Raw genomic sequence first — 14,550 nt, 5'->3', positions numbered from 1 at the left:
GCTGATCTTCAGGTGCATCACGAATGGTAGGCGCACGCCATTGAGGATGGCTGCCTCACATTTGTCAGGCGAGCTGCCTTCGGTCACGCGCGGCTGAGCACGCTTTGGCCATTTGGCAGCCGGCCCCGATGTTGAGCGAACTGGTCCTTGGCCCGTTCATCACCTTCGCGAGACGATCGCCCCGTTGTGGGCGCGTGGCCTGCAGCGCCTGTTCCTGTGATCGCTTCCGGGTGCTGCGGCAGATTGTCGGCGGCCACGCGCTCGTTCGGCTGCGCAGCTGCAGCCCGGAAGCCGATGGTCGAAGCGCGGCATCGTGTCTCGGAGGATGCCTGCGGGTGGATCATTCAATCCTTTGCTGCTGCTCATTGTGAACTGGATCACCTCTACTGGGCTCAATCCATGTTCTGATTGAATCGCACGGGGGGCCGAAAATTGGGAGCCAGACAATGTCCAGACGCGCGCTGCCAACCACCTTGTGTGTTCTTGCCCTGAGTTTTTATGCTTGCGGTTCCGCCCCTGCGAGCCAGGTGGCCGGATGGTGGGGCGGAACATGGTCGTGCAACATCGACGGCCGGCCCGCCCGGATGAAATGGGCCGCCGTTGATGACAGTCAAACAAGCTGCGACGGCGACACTTGCACCACCAGTTCGGGAGCGCGCTGGGCAGGCAGCTTCTCGGACAATGGCTCGCGATGGGTGAAGTTGACAAATCCCCGCAGCGGAACGCAGGGCGGCGTCTACTTCAACCATGCCGACGGCAATAAATGGTATTTGGCCAAACCGGTCAGCAACAAGGCCGCTGGCTGGACGACATGGAACGGCCAACGCTATCGCCTTTCGTGCTGGCGATGATGCCACCATGTGGCGCCTGCTTATTCTCCGCCTGAACTCGAAAGCGAGCCTTGAGGACTGAATAAGGCCCGGATGCGCGCTGTGAGCGCCAACGCCAGCCGGCGTGACCAGCGCGCGTGCTTTCGTGGAGAGCCTCTCTCCCTGCATTGAATGGCAGATGAGCGTGTCGGCTTCGCAAGGCCGCCACGCTCGCATTAATTCGAGCTGTCGATCAGGCTCTCCAGCAGCCGCTTGAGCTCGCTCGTCGACTTGTCGCCATAGCTCTCCAGGATGTGCTCCTCCTGGTCGACCGCGAGCGAGTTGAGCTTCCTGCACAGCACCTTGCCGCGGTCGGAGATGAACATCAGCACCTTGCGGCGGTCGTTGGGGTCCTGCACGCGATAGACCAGCGTGTCCGAGACCATGCGGTCGATCATCTTGGTCAGCGTCGGATGGTTGAGCAGCACGGCCTCCGCGAGCTCGCCCATCGAATGGCCGTTGCCATCCGACAGCACCTTCAGGATGCGCCATTGCTCGACCGGCACGCCTTCCTTGCTCAACCGCAGTTCGAGCTGCCGGTTGATCTCCCGGTTGGCTTGCGCGAGCAGATAGGCGAGATGCTCGGTGATCGGGGTGTTTGTTTTGGTCGGTTTTGCCACGGCTAAGACTTCGTCTTGACCCAAATGAGTGAATGTCTTGCAATCAATGCTGCATCTATATGCACTTCAATTGTTGAATATTCAATATTTTCAAAATAGGATCATTGCCCAACAAAAGGGCGGATGCCGCGGCCGCCCGCAGAATGTGCTTTCAGGTCTGCTGCCAGACAGGAGTTGGCGTGCGCGCGACGGTAAACTTCCCGGCTCACGGCGGTCCGGCGTTGCCGCCGTCCATGCTGCTCAGGAATCTGTCGTCATCGGCGGCTGACGGTGCGTTGTCGCCGAGCGATCATGCCCTTTTCAGGCGGCGCGGCAGCAACAGGCTCCGCATCGGCGGCTTCATCTGCTGCTCCGGCTCCCCCGGCGTCTGGGGCCCCTGCGCCACCAACAGCGCGCAGCTCGCCGTCGCCGAGATCAACAGGCGCGGCGGCATTCTCGGTCGCGAGATCGAGTTGTCCATCTACGACGCCGGCGGGCCGCTGGATGAGGTCCTGGACCGCGCCGAGCAGGCGATCGCGTTCGACGAGGTCGATCTCATCGTCGGCCTGCACACCAGCGCGGTCCGCGTGGCCTTGCGCGACGTCACCACGCGCCATCGCATCCCCTACATCTACACGCCGGTCTACGAGGGCGGCGAGCGCACGCCCGGCGTGATGGCGATCGGCGAGACCCCGCGCTGGCAGAGCCGGCCGTCGATCCACTGGCTTGCCGACGTCAAGAAGGCCCAGCGCTGGTACCTGATCGGCAGCGATTACGTCTGGCCCTGGCAATCGCACCGTGCGGTGAAGAACTACATCAGGGAAACCGGCGGCCATGTCGTCGGCGAAGAGTTCGTTCCTCTCGGCGAGGACAACCACGAGCCGCATCTGGCGCGCATCCGCGCCGCCAAGCCCGACGTGGTGCTGATCTCGCTGATCGGCACCGACAGCGTCACCTTCAACCGCGCCTTCGGCGAATGCGGGCTCGGCGCCACGACGCTGCGGCTCGCGGGCGCGATGGACGAGACCGTGCTGCTCGGCATCGGCGCCGACAACAGCGAGAACATGTTCTGCGCCTCCGGCTATTTCACCGGCACGGGGGCGCGCGCCAATGACGAATTCCAGAGCCGCTATCACGCGATGTTCGGGCCGAACGCGCCGCCGATCGGCTCGGTCGGGCAGTCCAGCTACGAGGGCCTGCGATTTCTCGAAGCCGTCGCGAACAAGGCCGGTTCGTTGTCGATGGGCCCGATGCTCGCGGCCGCCCGCAACATCGTCTATAGCGGCGCCCGCGGCCCGGTCACCGTCCGCGACGGGCGCGCGCGGATGCCGATGCATCTCGCCGAAGCCGACGGTCTCGATTTCAAGCTGATCAAGCCGATCTGACTCCGCCGCGGCAATTCCTGCAGGCCGGCCTGCAAAATAATACTTGAAAAGGAAAATATTTCCGTTTTGAATGTTTCCGCCGGGCCGGTGCGCTCGTCGCGCCAAACGCGGCCGCACGCCCAAAGACGGATCCAGAAAACTTCAGGAGAGCGCCGTGACAGTTGTCCTTCCCACGCCAGCCCAGCTTCGCAGTGTCGCCGAGCAATGCGGCCTTTCGCTCACCGACGAGGACGTCACCTCCTTCCGCGGCCTGATGCAGGGCTCGATCGAGGCCTACAATCTCGTCGCCGCGATGCCGGACGAGCTGCCCGAGGTGAAATATCCGCGTACGCCCGGCCATAGGCCCTCGGCGGAGGAGAACCCCCGCAACGCCTGGTACCGCAAGTCGACCGTGAAGGGCGCCGCCGGCGGCAAGCTCAAGGGCAAGACCGTCGCGCTGAAGGACAACATCATGCTCGCCGGCGTGCCCATGACCAACGGCTCGTCGACGCTGGAAGGCTTCGTGCCTGACTTCGACGCTACCATCGTCACGCGCATGCTGGATGCCGGCGCCGAGATCAAGGGCAAGGTGCATTGCGAGCATTTCTGCCTGTCCGGCGGCAGCCACACCGGCTCCTACGGGCCGGTGCACAATCCGCACAAGATGGGCTACTCCGCCGGCGGATCGTCGTCGGGCTCCGGCGTCGTGGTCTCGCTCGGCGAGGTCGACATGGCGATCGGCGGCGACCAGGGCGGCTCGATCCGCATGCCGTCCTCGTTCTGCGGCGTCTACGGCATGAAGCCGACCTGGGGCCTGGTTCCTTACACCGGCATCATGCCGATCGAGATCTATGTCGACCATACCGGTCCGATGACCGCGACGGTCGCCGACAACGCGCTGCTGCTCGAAGTGCTCGCCGGCGACGACGGCTACGATCCCCGCATCAAGGCACCGAAGGTCGAGGAATACACCAAGGCGCTCGGCCAGGGCGTCAAGGGCATGAAGATCGGCATCGTCAAGGAAGGTTTCGAGCAGCCGGTCGCAGAGGCCGCGGTGAATGAGAGCGTGCGCGAGGCCGCCAAGCGCTTCAAGGATCTCGGCGCCAGCGTCGAGACCGTGTCGATCCCGATGCACATGCTGGGCGGCGCGATCTGGACCCCGATCGGCACCGAGGGCCTGACCCAGACCATGATGTTCGGCGACGGCTACGGCCTGTCCCGCGGCGATCTCTATTCGACCTCGCTGATGGATTTCCATCGCGGCTGGCGCCGGCAGGCCGATTCGCTGTCCGAGACCACGAAACTGTTCATGATGCTCGGCACCTACATCAACAACAATTTCGGCCCGCGCTTCTACGGCAAGGCGCTCAATATCTCGCGCCGCCTGACCGCCGCCTACGACAAGGCGTTCAAGGACTACGATCTGCTGCTGATGCCGACCACGCCGATGAAGGCGACCAAGCTGCCGGAGCCCAATGCCAGCCGCGAGGAATACGTTGCCCGCGCGCTGGAGATGATCTCCAACACCGCGCCGTTCGACATCACCCACCATCCCGCGATGTCGCTGCCCTGCGGCATGGTCGACGGCCTGCCCGTCGGTCTGATGCTGGTGGGACGCATGTTCGAGGAATCCACCATCTACCGCGCCGCGCACGCCTTCGAGCAGATCGGCGACTGGAAGAAGATGTGAGCGGAACCTCAGTGAAGACGAGCGGAACGGCAAAGCATGGCTAACGCGTTCGTCGCAGCGTTCGAGATCCTGAGCTTCGGCGCGATCATCGTCCTGATCGTGCTGGGGCTCGGGATCATCGCCAGCATGATGGGCATCTTCAACTTCGCGCAGGGCGAGTTCGTTCTGCTAGGGGCGTACATCACCTATCTCGCCTATGCCAAGGGACTGCCGATCTGGACCGGCATGGTCGCCGCGCCCTTCGTGGTCGGCGGGCTCGGCTTCGTGCTGGAGGCGCTGATCATCCGCCGCTTCTACGCCGCGCCGATCGTGGCCATGCTCGGCACCTATGCGCTCGGCCTGATCATCCGCGAATCCGTGCGCGGGTTGATCGGCGGCTTCTATCTCACCGTGCCCGAGCCGATCGGCGGCTCGATCGACATCGGCGCCATGCACATCTCGGCCTGGCGCTTCACCATCATCGTCATCACGCTGCTGGTGATGGCCGGTTGCTATCTCCTGCTGTCGCGCACCAGCTTTGGCCTGCGCATGCGCGCCACGCTGGAGAACCCGTCGCTGGCCCGCGCCTCCGGCATTTCCACGCCCCTCATGTACGGCGCCACCTTCGCGTTCGGCTCTGCGCTTGCCGGTCTCGCCGGTGCGCTGATCGTCCCGGTGTTCAGCCTCTATGCCGATCTCGGCCTGCGCTTCCTGATCCAGGGTTTCGTCGCGGTCATGGTCGGCGGGGTCGGCTCCTTCATCGGGCCGGTCGCGGGCGCCGGCGTCATCGGCACGCTCAGCGCGGCGCTGCCATGGATCATGGCGCCCGTCGTCGCCGACGTCCTCGTCTTCGTGCTCGCCATTGTCTTCATCAAATTCCGCCCGCAGGGCCTCATCGCTGGAAAAGGGGTTTAGTCATGTTCGATCGCACGCAGCTCTCGCGCCGCCGCTTTCTCTCCAATTTCGCCTTTGCGTCCGGCGCGGTCGCGACCGGGGTCGGCAGCTGGGTGATCCCGGCACCCTGGGCCAATGCGGCCGAGGCGCCGATCAAGGTCGGCATCGCCACCGACCTCACCGGCCCGATCGCCTATGCCGGCAACGCCGACGCCAACGTCGCCAAGATGGTGATCAAGGAGATCAACGCCGCCGGCGGCCTGCTCGGCCGTCCGCTCGAGCTCTACATCGAGGACACCGCGTCGAACGAATCCGTTGCCGTCGGCAACGTGCGAAAACTGATCCAGCGCGACAAGGTCGACATGGTGCTCGGCGGCATCACCTCCTCGATGCGCAACGCGATCAAGGACCCGATCGTGGCGCGCGGCAAGACCCTCTACATCTATCCGCAGCTCTACGAGGGCAAGGAGTGCACGCCCTATCTGTTCTGCACCGGCCCGACGCCGGCCCAGCAATGCGACGAGTTCATCCCCTGGCTGATCAAGAACGGCGGCAAGAAGTTCGCGCTGCCGAGCGCCAATTACGTCTGGCCGCACACGCTCAACGTCTATGCCCGCAAGGTGATCGAGGCGAACGGGGGCGAGGTCGTGTTCGAGGAATACTATCCGCTCGACCAGGTCGATTTTTCCGCGACCGTCAATCGCATCATCTCCAACAAGGTCGACGTGGTCTTCAACACGGTCATTCCGCCGGGCGTCGGCCCGTTCTTCAAGCAGCTTTATGAAGCGGGCTTCCTCAAGAACGGCGGCCGGCTCGCCTGCGTCTACTACGACGAGAACACGCTCAACATCAATCAGGCCGCCGAGATCGAGGGGCTCGCCAGCTGCCTCGACTATTTCAAGGTGCTGACCAAGGAGAACCCGTTCGACGCCAAGATCCAGGCGGCCTATGAGAAGGACTTCCCGGGCAACTTCCTGTTCGCCGCCGGCAGTGCCGCCACCGGCACCTATCGCGGCCTGAAGCTGTGGGAAGCCGCCGTCAAGGAAGCGGGCAAGATCGACCGCGACTCGGTCGCGGCCGCGCTCGACCACGCCAAGATCGCCGAAGGTCCGGGTGGACCTGCCGAGATGGTCCCCGGCAAGCGGCACTGCAAGATGAAGATGTACACCGCCGTCGCCAAGGGTGGGAACTACGAGATCGTCGCGCGCAGCAACGGCCTCGTCGATCCCAAGGAATGCTGAGGCGGAATGCCGAAAGCAATGGGCGCTGTGAAGCAGGCAGTCCCCGCCGAGATCGGCGGGGAACGGGACGTTGCAATGGCCGGTAGCCGAGCCGCGGGAGCGGTCGCGTCGACGCGAAAAATCCTGCCGATCGTCGAGGGCGTCGTGCTTCTCGCGGCGCTGCTCGCGCCGCTGCTGCTGCAGGACTATCTCACGGTGTTCGCGACGCGCGTGATCATCCTCGCGCTGTTCGCGCTGTCGTTCGACCTGGTCTGGGGCTATGCCGGCATCATGAGCTTCGGCCAGGCGCTGTTCTTCGGCTCGGCCGGCTATGGCGTGGCGCTGCTCGCGCGCGACCTCGACATCACCAACATCTTCCTGGTGCTGCCCGCAGGCACGCTGATCGGCCTCGCTTTCGCGTTGCTGCTCGGCGGCTTTCTGCTCTTGGGCCGGCATCCCTCGAGCGTCATCTTCGTCTCGCTCGGCACGCTGACCGGCTCCTACGCCGCCGATCGTCTCGCGCGCGGCTGGTATTATCTCGGCGGCCAGAACGGCATCCCCTCGATCGCGCCGATGTCGCTCGGTTCTTACGAGTTCACGGAAGGCCCGGCGTTCTACTATCTCGTGCTCGGCATCCTCGTCGTCGTCTACCTGCTCTGCCGCTTCCTGGTCCGCTCGCAGTTCGGCCTCGCGCTCGCGGGGCTGCGCGAGAACGAGCAGCGTATCGCCTTCTTCGGCTACAAGGTGCAGCATCTGAAGGCGATCATCTTTACCATCGGCGGCGCCGTTGCAGGCCTTGCCGGCAGCCTCTATGCCTTCCACGAAGGTTTTGTCTGGCCCAACATGGTCGGCGTCGTCGTCTCGACCCAGGTCGTGCTCTACGTGCTGTTCGGCGGCTCCGGCACGCTGATCGGCGCCGTCATCGGCGCGGTCATCGTCGAAGGTGTCAGTTTCTGGCTCTCGGACAATTACCGCGACATCTGGCCGATCATCCTCGGTCTCTTGCTGCTGCTTGTGATCCTGTTCCGGCCGCTCGGCCTGATCAGCTTCGTGCTCGGCGAGCGCGAACGTGTCGGCAGCTTCGGTGCCAGGTCCAAGGAGAACGTCAAGGAGAAGCGCAATGCTCCTTGAAGCCGCCGGCATCAGGAAGGTCTTCGGCAAGCTCACCGCGCTCGACGGCGCCGCGCTCAGCGTCGGCGAGAACGAATTCCACGGCCTGATCGGCCCGAACGGCTCCGGCAAGAGCACGCTGATGAAGTGCATCGCCGGCGCCGAAGTGCCGACGACAGGAAAGGTCTCCTTCGTCAACACCGACATCACCGCCTTCACGCCGACCGAGCGCGCGCGGGCGGGCATGAGCCTGAAGTTCCAGATCACGTCCGTGCTGCCGTCGCTGACGCTGTACGACAACATTCTGCTCGCGCTGCAGGCGCAATCTTCGCTGGTCGACCTCGTGTTCTCGCGCACACGCGGGCTCCTGCACGACCAGGTCATGACCATGCTGACGCAGTTCCGTCTCGCCGACCGCGCCTTCGAAGCCGCGGCTGCGCTGTCGCACGGCCAGCAGCAATGGCTGGAGATCGCGATGGCGCTTGCCGGCAAGCCGAAACTTTTGCTGCTCGACGAGCCGACCGGCGGCATGAGCCTCGAGGAACGCCGCGTCACCGGCGAATTGCTGCAGCCGATCAAGCAGCACTGCTCGCTCGTCATCGTCGAGCACGATCTCGATTTCATCCGCGACATCTGCGACCGCCTCACCGTGCTCGACCAGGGCAGGGTGCTGGCCTCCGGCACCGTCGCGGAAATCCAGGCCAACAAGGCCGTTCAGGAGATTTATCTGCGCCGTGCCTGAATTCTTGGACATCAAGCATCTCGACGCCGGCTATGGCCGCAGCCAGGTCCTGTTCGACGTCACCCTCGGCATCCCCTGGCGTGGCGGCGTTGCCGTGCTCGGGCGCAACGGCGCCGGCAAGACCACGCTGATGAAGACCATCGTCGGCGAGCTGCCGGCGTGGAAAGGCGAGGTCGCCTTCGACGGCCGCGACATCAGCCGCCGCGCCACCCAGGAGCGTGTCCGGGCGGGCATCGGCTACGTGCCGCAGGAGCATTCGGTGTTCGCGCGCCTGTCGGTGCGCGACAATCTTGCCGTCGGCTCGCTCGCGAACAAGAAGGCCGATGCCGTCGACCACGTGCTGACGATCTTCCCCAAGCTCGGCCAGCGCCTCGACCAGCCCGCCGGCACGCTCTCCGGCGGCGAGCGCAAGATGCTCGCGATCGGCCGCGCCATGCTGGGCGATCCCAAGCTGCTGCTGCTGGACGAGCCGACCGAAGGGGTCTGGATCGGCGTGATCGAGGAGATCACCGAGCGCCTGATCGAGCTTGCCAAGAGCATTGCCGTCATCATCGTCGAGCAGCACCTCGATCTCGCTTTGCGCGTCGCCGACTACGCCTATGTGCTCGACCGCGGCCGCGTCGCGCTGCAGGGCGAAGCCGGCGAGGTGCGGGGCAATCCGGAGCTGATGCGCTATCTGGCGCCGTAGACGGCGAGCTGCCGTAGCCCGCATGAGCGAAGCCGCGAGCAGAGTCATCAGTTCGTGTTCTGAAGAGCAGCAATCCGTTTTTGCACCGCTGCCACCAACTCAGAAAAGGGCAGGCATGAATTCGGGTAGGGAGTCATCGCGCCCGCGGCCCCGTCATTGTGAATCTGCGTCTTCTTTGCGGGGGCGGTCACGGGTGCGTAGCTCTTTGGCTCCCGGTAATCGCCCGCCCGAGCGGCCGAGACGATCGAAGCCGCGGCGAGAAAAAGGGCCGCAACCGAAAGGCGGGTCTTGCGAGAGTACCTGATCAGAGGAAGCTCTTTCTTGAAGGCGATTATCGTTGCTCGAATCAATCCAGCAGGCTCCATCCTTCAAATTCCGCTTGTGCAAAGCCGGATGCTAGCGGCCGCACTTCTCAATGGCGGCCCGCCAGCCGGCCGCATCGATTTTGGGAAGCCGGTAGCTCGCGGTCCTGCTCGAAATCGTCAGCGGCGACGCTCGTTCCATCAGGTCCAGCAGGCGCGCTTCGGCCCGCTTCCAGCGCCTGCCGAACAGCTCCGGGTCCTGCCGTGAATAGCCGAGGTCCCATTGGACGAAATTGGTTGCGTCGTCGTCTGCCGAAATCTCCTCGAATTCGCCGACGAGCTTCATTGACTTGCGGCGGCTCCCGATCGTGATCGTCGCCTTTCCGGCGCGGCCGGCCTCGCCGGGATATCTTGCATGCAGGCCCAGGGCGCGTCCGCAGCCCAGCATGAACGTGATCTTGCCCTGATCCCTGTAGCTCAGCGAGGGAAGATCGCGATTGTCGAATTCGAGCTTCCAGCTTCCCGCGCTCGCGAGAGAAGGAGCAGTGAGGAGAGCCAGAGCAAGGGCGGCGGCTTTCATGGTCACTTTCTCCGCGGGTTCGGAACGATCTTGATGTGCCGCGCGATGGCTTTGATCAGTTCCTGGTCCTCGGCCGCGGTCGGTGGCGGCGGCTTGCCCTCGAGCGCCTGGCCGATCGTATATCGCCCGTCATCCCTGGCTGCGATCTTGTCGCGATGAAAGGCAACGATCTCGGCAAAGGGATATCCCAGCTCTTCGGCCGTCAATTCGACAGTCAGTGCCTCGGCCGCCTCCCAGCTGGATGCCCGCCGCAGGACGTCGAGGAGGAGCAGGCGGGTGTCGATCGAGGTGATCCGGGGGCCCTCGAGATGACGCGCGGCCCGGAGGCGGAGGGAGGCCGCCTCAGTCGGCTGGTTGGCGTCGTCGGCGACCCAGGCCGCCGACAACGTGCTCAAGAACGCCAATCTCCGCTCGCCCTGATAAGCGCGCTGCGCAGCACGCACCAGGAAGCGGCGCGTGACCGGATCGGGCGAAGGGTCGAGCGAGGCGACGCGGAATTCGTCGCTGTCGAGAAATTTCCGCGCCTTCGCATCGCCCTTGTCGATATCAGGGGCGACGTAGCCGCAATAGGGGCACTCCTGCAGCCAGCTTCCGATCGTCCAGCGATGCATTTTCGGCGGCCTCTGGTCGAGGTCGGGCGAGCCGTGCGTGTTCGAGCTCATGAGCACGGAGTGCTCGGAAGCCTTGCCGCAGCAATAGCATTGCAGCTTCTGGGTGCTGTAATCCGTCATCCGAGGTCCGACCTACGCTCCCCATCGCTTCCGCAAATTGCCGCGCAGCGTCTCCGACGCCTGGACCAGCGTTTCGAGCACGCCTTTCTGACGGCCGCCGTAGAGCACATTCCGGTTGCCGGCCATGTTCACGATGCTGCGGTGAAAGATCGGTTTGCCGACATCGAGGAAGGTCCGCAGCACCGCGAAGCCCCGTTCCAGGACCGGCTCGGCCTCGTCCACCCGTTCGCGCGCATAGCCCGCGGCGAGCTCCGCCAGGATCCAGAGCAGGGCCGCAGCGTCGTCTCCATAAGTCCGCTCGCAGATCTCGAGCAGCCGCTTCAGCAAGGGCTCGGCGTTCGAGAACTCTCCACAGTCGAGATAGGCCAATATCATGGCCTCGAGGGCCTTCTGAACCTCCAGACTGTCGGGTCCAAATCGTTCCTCGATGATGTCGAGACCGGCCGCGAAGGCGGTCGCGGCCTTGCGCAGACGTTCGAACCTGGTCCCGTGTCGGTCCAGCTTGCTGGAATTGGCGTGGACGATGGCGGAGGTGAGCAGCGTCCGGCCCGCTTCCTCGCTTCTCTTCCCGAAGATCGTCTCTTTCAGATGCAGGCTGCGCTGCAGACTGGTTTCGGCCTCCGCCCATTTCGTCAGGCGTGCGCCGATCTCGGCGAGCGCGTCGACCGTGGTTGCGACTTCGACGCTGGCCGCACCATGGAGCTTCTCGAGGATCGAGATGCTGCGCTCCAGAAAAGCCCTGGCGCGGGAATAATCCCCCTGGGAGGCCCACCGGCGGGCGATGGCTTCGCATTCCCTGGCAGCTTCCGGACTGTCTGCGCCGAAGAGCTTCGACTTGATCGCCAGCCGCCGCAGCTGAAACGGCTCGACCAATTTGAAGTCGACATGACCTGCCCGACCGATCCAGTCATCGAGGTCGCCCATGATGGATTGCGGCCCATGCAGGCTCTCCTGGATCGAGATGCAGCGGTCGAGAAAGGGGATGGCTTCGACGGGATCTTCACTGCGGCAGATCAACTTGATCAGCGTGCGCAGGGCCGTGACGACCTCGTCGCTGATCGATCCGTGACGCTGTTCCAGCCCGGCGATATGTCGAAGGTGGCTCTCTGCGTAAAAGGATGCCATGGATCGCCCCGTTCAACCCAAGCCGCTCAAAGCCGCATCCTGGCCAATTTTTCGCCGCGAGTCCGGCTTGGTCGTGAGCCGAATGCCTTGCGGCACAGCGGCCCGAAGGCTTCGATGGATGCGAGGGCGCCGGCCCCGACATCCGCGGGCCTGGCTTCGAAGGTCTTGACCCGCCCGTTCTGTCCAACGATGGCGGTCACATCGCAGAAGAAATCCTCCCGCCGCTCGCCTTGGTCGGCTCCCTCGAAGGAGGCCGTCGTCTTCAGTCGCCAGTGATAGGCCCGGTCCTGGTCCTTGCGGCCGAAAGGGACGATCTGATCAGGGTGGCCGTATTTCTGCATCAGCTCGACGATGGCGGTGCCCCTGAAATCGTCGCGCGATCCCGCCAGCGCGTGGCGGTTCGGAATTGCGACCGTCGACAGAAGAACAAGAAAAATCACCGGACGAAGATAAGTGCGTTGCAGCATGTCTTTGGCTCTATCGGAGGCCGCGGAAAGATATCTGGTTATGTCCTCGCCGCGCGGTTCGCACGTACAACTTTCGGCGGGGCGTGCAGGGATGGTCAAGCCTGAATGGCCAGGACACCAGATGGACGGTGGCGCGCAAGAAAGCTCCCGCAGCGCGCAGCGCCCGGGTTCTGCTTCGCTCTCGCGCCCCCGGAGATCGGAAGGGCGCAGGGAAGGCCGGGTACCGGCTGGCACCCGAGAGCCCCTGTGCAATGATGCGTGAGTCAACGCTCACAGGGGAGACACAGGTGCAGCCCGATAACCGGCCTTCCCTGCGCGATGGGTTGACGGCTTATGTCGCGCTCTCCCCGGGGAGCGATGCACTCTTGCCCCCGTCGCCTCGCGAGATCGCTGATGTGCGCAGCCCGGTCGGGCCCGCACACCACCGCGGAGACTTGACGCCAGCCTGCGGGCGCCAGGACCACACGATTTTGCCGTACGCAAGCAGCGCTGTCGTGCACGCGCCCGCTGATCGCTCACGGGGACACCCCGCCCTGCGACCGCCTCTGGCGCCAACACCGCCCGCGTCCACCGCAACTCACCCCACGAACCGTGACGATCGCGACCCGCCCCTTCCGGCGGGATGAGATGGCGAGGGAGTATAGGGTGTGTCGCGGTTCGGGTAAAGAGAAAATGTGTTGAATCCGAATTTGGGGTGTTAAAGTGTCGCCTTGTCCGGAGCTTTTGGGGACGCACCATCGCGTGTGTTCATAAACGGCTATGTCGCCTTGTGACCCAAAGCGGACTTCATCGCCATCGCTTGATTGAGCCGCGTTGATTGTGTAATTCCCCTGCCAGCGCCGATTTGATACTCAGCTTGCGGGCGCTTCTACAAATGCAGCTAAAGAGAACCGCTAGTCCTGCATCCTCCCGCATTGCGTGAATGGTCGGCCATCTCGAATGGGAGGGCCAAATGAAGTTTGCTGCAATCGCAGATGTGCACGGAAATCATCCGGCGCTTGAAGCCGTACTTGCGGACATTGCCGGGCTCGGCATCAACGAGGTTGTAAACCTCGGTGACCACGTCAGCGGTCCGTTGGAGGCGGCCAGAACTGCGGACTTGCTGATTGAACGAGATTTTCCGTCGGTGCGCGGCGATCAGGATCGAATCCTCATCGAGCTCTGGCAGGGGGGCACTTCGACTCGCGGCGATTTCCGACAGCTTGAGCGCAAGCACTTCGATTGGCTGGCGAGTATGCCACCCACGCTAATATACAGAGACCAAGTGTTCTTATGCCATGCGGCGCCGAGGAACGACGCTGCTTTTTGGCTCGACTACGTAACCGAAAACGGTGATGTGCGCGCCAGTCCGATCGAGGCCATTGAGCCCGAAGCCGAGGGGATCAACGCCCAGCTCATCTTGTGTGGGCACACTCACATTCCAAGAGTTGTCCGCCTGAGAGATGGACGACTAGTCGTTAATCCCGGCAGCGTTGGATTGCCCGGTTACGACGGGAGGACGCCGGTTCCTTACGTAGTTGAGGTCGGCACGCCTCATGCGTGCTATGCGATCTTAGAACGGACCGGAGAGGGCTGGCTGGTGACCATGCGGCACGTGCCCTACGATAACGCACCTATGGCTGAACTCGCGCGCAGCAGAGGAATGCGCAGTTGGGCGGACGCAATTGCAACTGGTTGGGTCCAACGGGAGAGCAAGTAAGTCCGCTTCTGGCCCACAGCGGGCCTCATCCGACTACGTCTTTACGGTAGCAAAGGCCCGTCGGACGCTCCTCCGGCTGGCCACGCTTGGTGCTCAAGTCAAGTCCAGGCGCAACCTCAATGAGAGCTTGTTATGCCGGAAGTCGTGACCGATATGGCGCGGTCAGAAGCAGCATGAAAAGCGCTCGTTCGGCCTGGTACCTGGCGGCAGATCGGCTCGATTCCCGCCCCTGCGCCACGACCGCTCCATGGCTATTGCAGATGCTCCAGGCCCATCTTTTTCGCCTGCGCGGCGCCAACGTCACTTCGAATGTTGGAAACTCCGGATCGACCATTGTCACCGCTTTTCGCCCTGCATCCAGCCGGACAAGCTGAACCCGGGGGGCCGACCCCTGTCTTCACCCATTCGGGTGAAAGAGTGCTTGCCAAAAAGTCGGATCCAGGCCCTCGGGCCAAGAGCGATGACGGATGTGGCTGCGGATGGATGAGCGG

15 protein-coding genes are annotated in these 14,550 nt (G+C 63.8%); 9 read left to right on the top strand and 6 right to left on the bottom strand.

Going from position 1 to position 14,550, the window contains the following annotated elements; genetic code table 11:
* Positions 1-446 precede the first annotated feature (446 nt).
* A complete protein-coding gene (locus tag TSA1_RS39195; protein ID WP_142250966.1) occupies positions 447-851 on the top strand; it encodes a DUF6006 family protein in 405 nt (134 codons plus the stop codon).
* 194 nt (positions 852-1,045) lie between these two features.
* Here TSA1_RS39195 and TSA1_RS38105 read toward each other — a convergent pair whose 3' ends face one another.
* Positions 1,046-1,489 (bottom strand): MarR family winged helix-turn-helix transcriptional regulator, encoded by a 444-nt coding sequence (locus TSA1_RS38105; RefSeq protein WP_100180810.1) that lies wholly within the window; start codon positions 1,487-1,489, stop codon positions 1,046-1,048.
* A gap of 179 nt (positions 1,490-1,668) precedes the next feature.
* Between TSA1_RS38105 and TSA1_RS38100 the strand changes: the two genes are divergently transcribed.
* The 7 genes from TSA1_RS38100 to TSA1_RS38070 all read left to right on the top strand — a co-directional run bounded on the left by TSA1_RS38100 (position 1,669) and on the right by TSA1_RS38070 (position 9,155).
* A complete protein-coding gene (locus tag TSA1_RS38100) occupies positions 1,669-2,853 on the top strand; it encodes a substrate-binding domain-containing protein (protein WP_174719260.1) in 1,185 nt (394 codons plus the stop codon).
* 154 nt (positions 2,854-3,007) lie between these two features.
* A complete protein-coding gene (locus TSA1_RS38095; protein WP_100180808.1) occupies positions 3,008-4,522 on the top strand; it encodes an amidase in 1,515 nt (504 codons plus the stop codon).
* 36 nt (positions 4,523-4,558) lie between these two features.
* A complete protein-coding gene (locus tag TSA1_RS38090) occupies positions 4,559-5,416 on the top strand; it encodes a branched-chain amino acid ABC transporter permease (RefSeq protein WP_100180807.1) in 858 nt (285 codons plus the stop codon).
* Positions 5,417-5,418: 2 nt separating this feature from the next.
* The gene (locus TSA1_RS38085; RefSeq protein WP_100180806.1) at positions 5,419-6,636 is read left to right on the top strand and encodes a substrate-binding protein; all 1,218 of its coding nucleotides are present in this window, start codon (positions 5,419-5,421) and stop codon (positions 6,634-6,636) included.
* Positions 6,637-6,642: 6 nt separating this feature from the next.
* Complete coding sequence (locus tag TSA1_RS38080) at positions 6,643-7,746, top strand: branched-chain amino acid ABC transporter permease (RefSeq protein WP_100180805.1); 1,104 nt, start codon at positions 6,643-6,645, stop codon at positions 7,744-7,746.
* Positions 7,736-8,467 carry an ABC transporter ATP-binding protein gene (locus tag TSA1_RS38075; RefSeq protein ID WP_142250961.1) on the top strand — a complete coding sequence of 244 codons (732 nt, stop codon included), beginning with the start codon at positions 7,736-7,738 and terminating at the stop codon, positions 8,465-8,467. Before TSA1_RS38080 ends, TSA1_RS38075 begins: the two co-directional genes overlap by 11 nt.
* Positions 8,460-9,155, top strand: a complete 696-nt coding sequence (locus tag TSA1_RS38070) for a branched-chain amino acid ABC transporter ATP-binding protein (RefSeq protein WP_100180803.1) — start codon at positions 8,460-8,462, stop codon at positions 9,153-9,155. The genes TSA1_RS38075 and TSA1_RS38070 overlap by 8 nt, the downstream gene beginning before the upstream one ends.
* 47 nt (positions 9,156-9,202) lie before the next feature.
* Here the strand turns inward: TSA1_RS38070 and TSA1_RS38065 are convergent, their stop codons facing one another.
* The 5 genes from TSA1_RS38065 to TSA1_RS38045 are packed head-to-tail and all read right to left on the bottom strand — an operon-like array spanning position 9,203 to position 12,459.
* Positions 9,203-9,520, bottom strand: coding sequence for a hypothetical protein (locus TSA1_RS38065; RefSeq protein WP_100180802.1), 318 nt, complete (start codon positions 9,518-9,520; stop codon positions 9,203-9,205).
* A gap of 31 nt (positions 9,521-9,551) precedes the next feature.
* Positions 9,552-10,037 carry a hypothetical protein gene (locus TSA1_RS38060; protein WP_100180801.1) on the bottom strand — a complete coding sequence of 162 codons (486 nt, stop codon included), beginning with the start codon at positions 10,035-10,037 and terminating at the stop codon, positions 9,552-9,554.
* A 2-nt stretch (positions 10,038-10,039) separates the two neighbouring features.
* On the bottom strand, positions 10,040-10,768 hold the full coding sequence (locus TSA1_RS38055; protein WP_100180800.1) for a hypothetical protein: 729 nt from the start codon (positions 10,766-10,768) through the stop codon (positions 10,040-10,042).
* Positions 10,769-10,780: 12 nt separating this feature from the next.
* A complete protein-coding gene (locus tag TSA1_RS38050) occupies positions 10,781-11,893 on the bottom strand; it encodes a tetratricopeptide repeat protein (RefSeq protein WP_100180799.1) in 1,113 nt (370 codons plus the stop codon).
* Between the two features lie 26 nt (positions 11,894-11,919).
* The gene (locus tag TSA1_RS38045; RefSeq protein ID WP_145984429.1) at positions 11,920-12,459 is read right to left on the bottom strand and encodes a hypothetical protein; all 540 of its coding nucleotides are present in this window, start codon (positions 12,457-12,459) and stop codon (positions 11,920-11,922) included.
* 853 nt (positions 12,460-13,312) lie between these two features.
* Here TSA1_RS38045 and TSA1_RS38040 point away from each other — a divergent pair.
* Complete coding sequence (locus TSA1_RS38040) at positions 13,313-14,059, top strand: metallophosphoesterase family protein (protein WP_100181570.1); 747 nt, start codon at positions 13,313-13,315, stop codon at positions 14,057-14,059.
* Positions 14,060-14,550 lie beyond the last annotated feature (491 nt).

It is taken from the genome of Bradyrhizobium nitroreducens (assembly GCF_002776695.1).
Lineage (GTDB): Bacteria > Pseudomonadota > Alphaproteobacteria > Rhizobiales > Xanthobacteraceae > Bradyrhizobium > Bradyrhizobium nitroreducens.
This window is presented reverse-complemented; position numbering and strand designations above follow the sequence as displayed.

Bases quoted from the DNA above. Each gene is read 5' to 3' on its own strand.
- TSA1_RS39195 (WP_142250966.1), top strand. From the start codon at position 447: ATGTCCAGACGCGCGCTGCCAACCACCTTGTGTGTTCTTGCCCTGAGT.
- TSA1_RS38090 (WP_100180807.1), top strand. From the start codon at position 4,559: ATGGCTAACGCGTTCGTCGCAGCGTTCGAGATCCTGAGCTTCGGCGCG.
- TSA1_RS38085 (WP_100180806.1), top strand. From the start codon at position 5,419: ATGTTCGATCGCACGCAGCTCTCGCGCCGCCGCTTTCTCTCCAATTTC.
- TSA1_RS38080 (WP_100180805.1), top strand. From the start codon at position 6,643: ATGCCGAAAGCAATGGGCGCTGTGAAGCAGGCAGTCCCCGCCGAGATC.
- TSA1_RS38075 (WP_142250961.1), top strand. From the start codon at position 7,736: ATGCTCCTTGAAGCCGCCGGCATCAGGAAGGTCTTCGGCAAGCTCACC.
- TSA1_RS38065 (WP_100180802.1), bottom strand. From the start codon at position 9,520: ATGGAGCCTGCTGGATTGATTCGAGCAACGATAATCGCCTTCAAGAAA.
- TSA1_RS38060 (WP_100180801.1), bottom strand. From the start codon at position 10,037: ATGAAAGCCGCCGCCCTTGCTCTGGCTCTCCTCACTGCTCCTTCTCTC.
- TSA1_RS38055 (WP_100180800.1), bottom strand. From the start codon at position 10,768: ATGACGGATTACAGCACCCAGAAGCTGCAATGCTATTGCTGCGGCAAG.
- TSA1_RS38050 (WP_100180799.1), bottom strand. From the start codon at position 11,893: ATGGCATCCTTTTACGCAGAGAGCCACCTTCGACATATCGCCGGGCTG.
- TSA1_RS38040 (WP_100181570.1), top strand. From the start codon at position 13,313: ATGAAGTTTGCTGCAATCGCAGATGTGCACGGAAATCATCCGGCGCTT.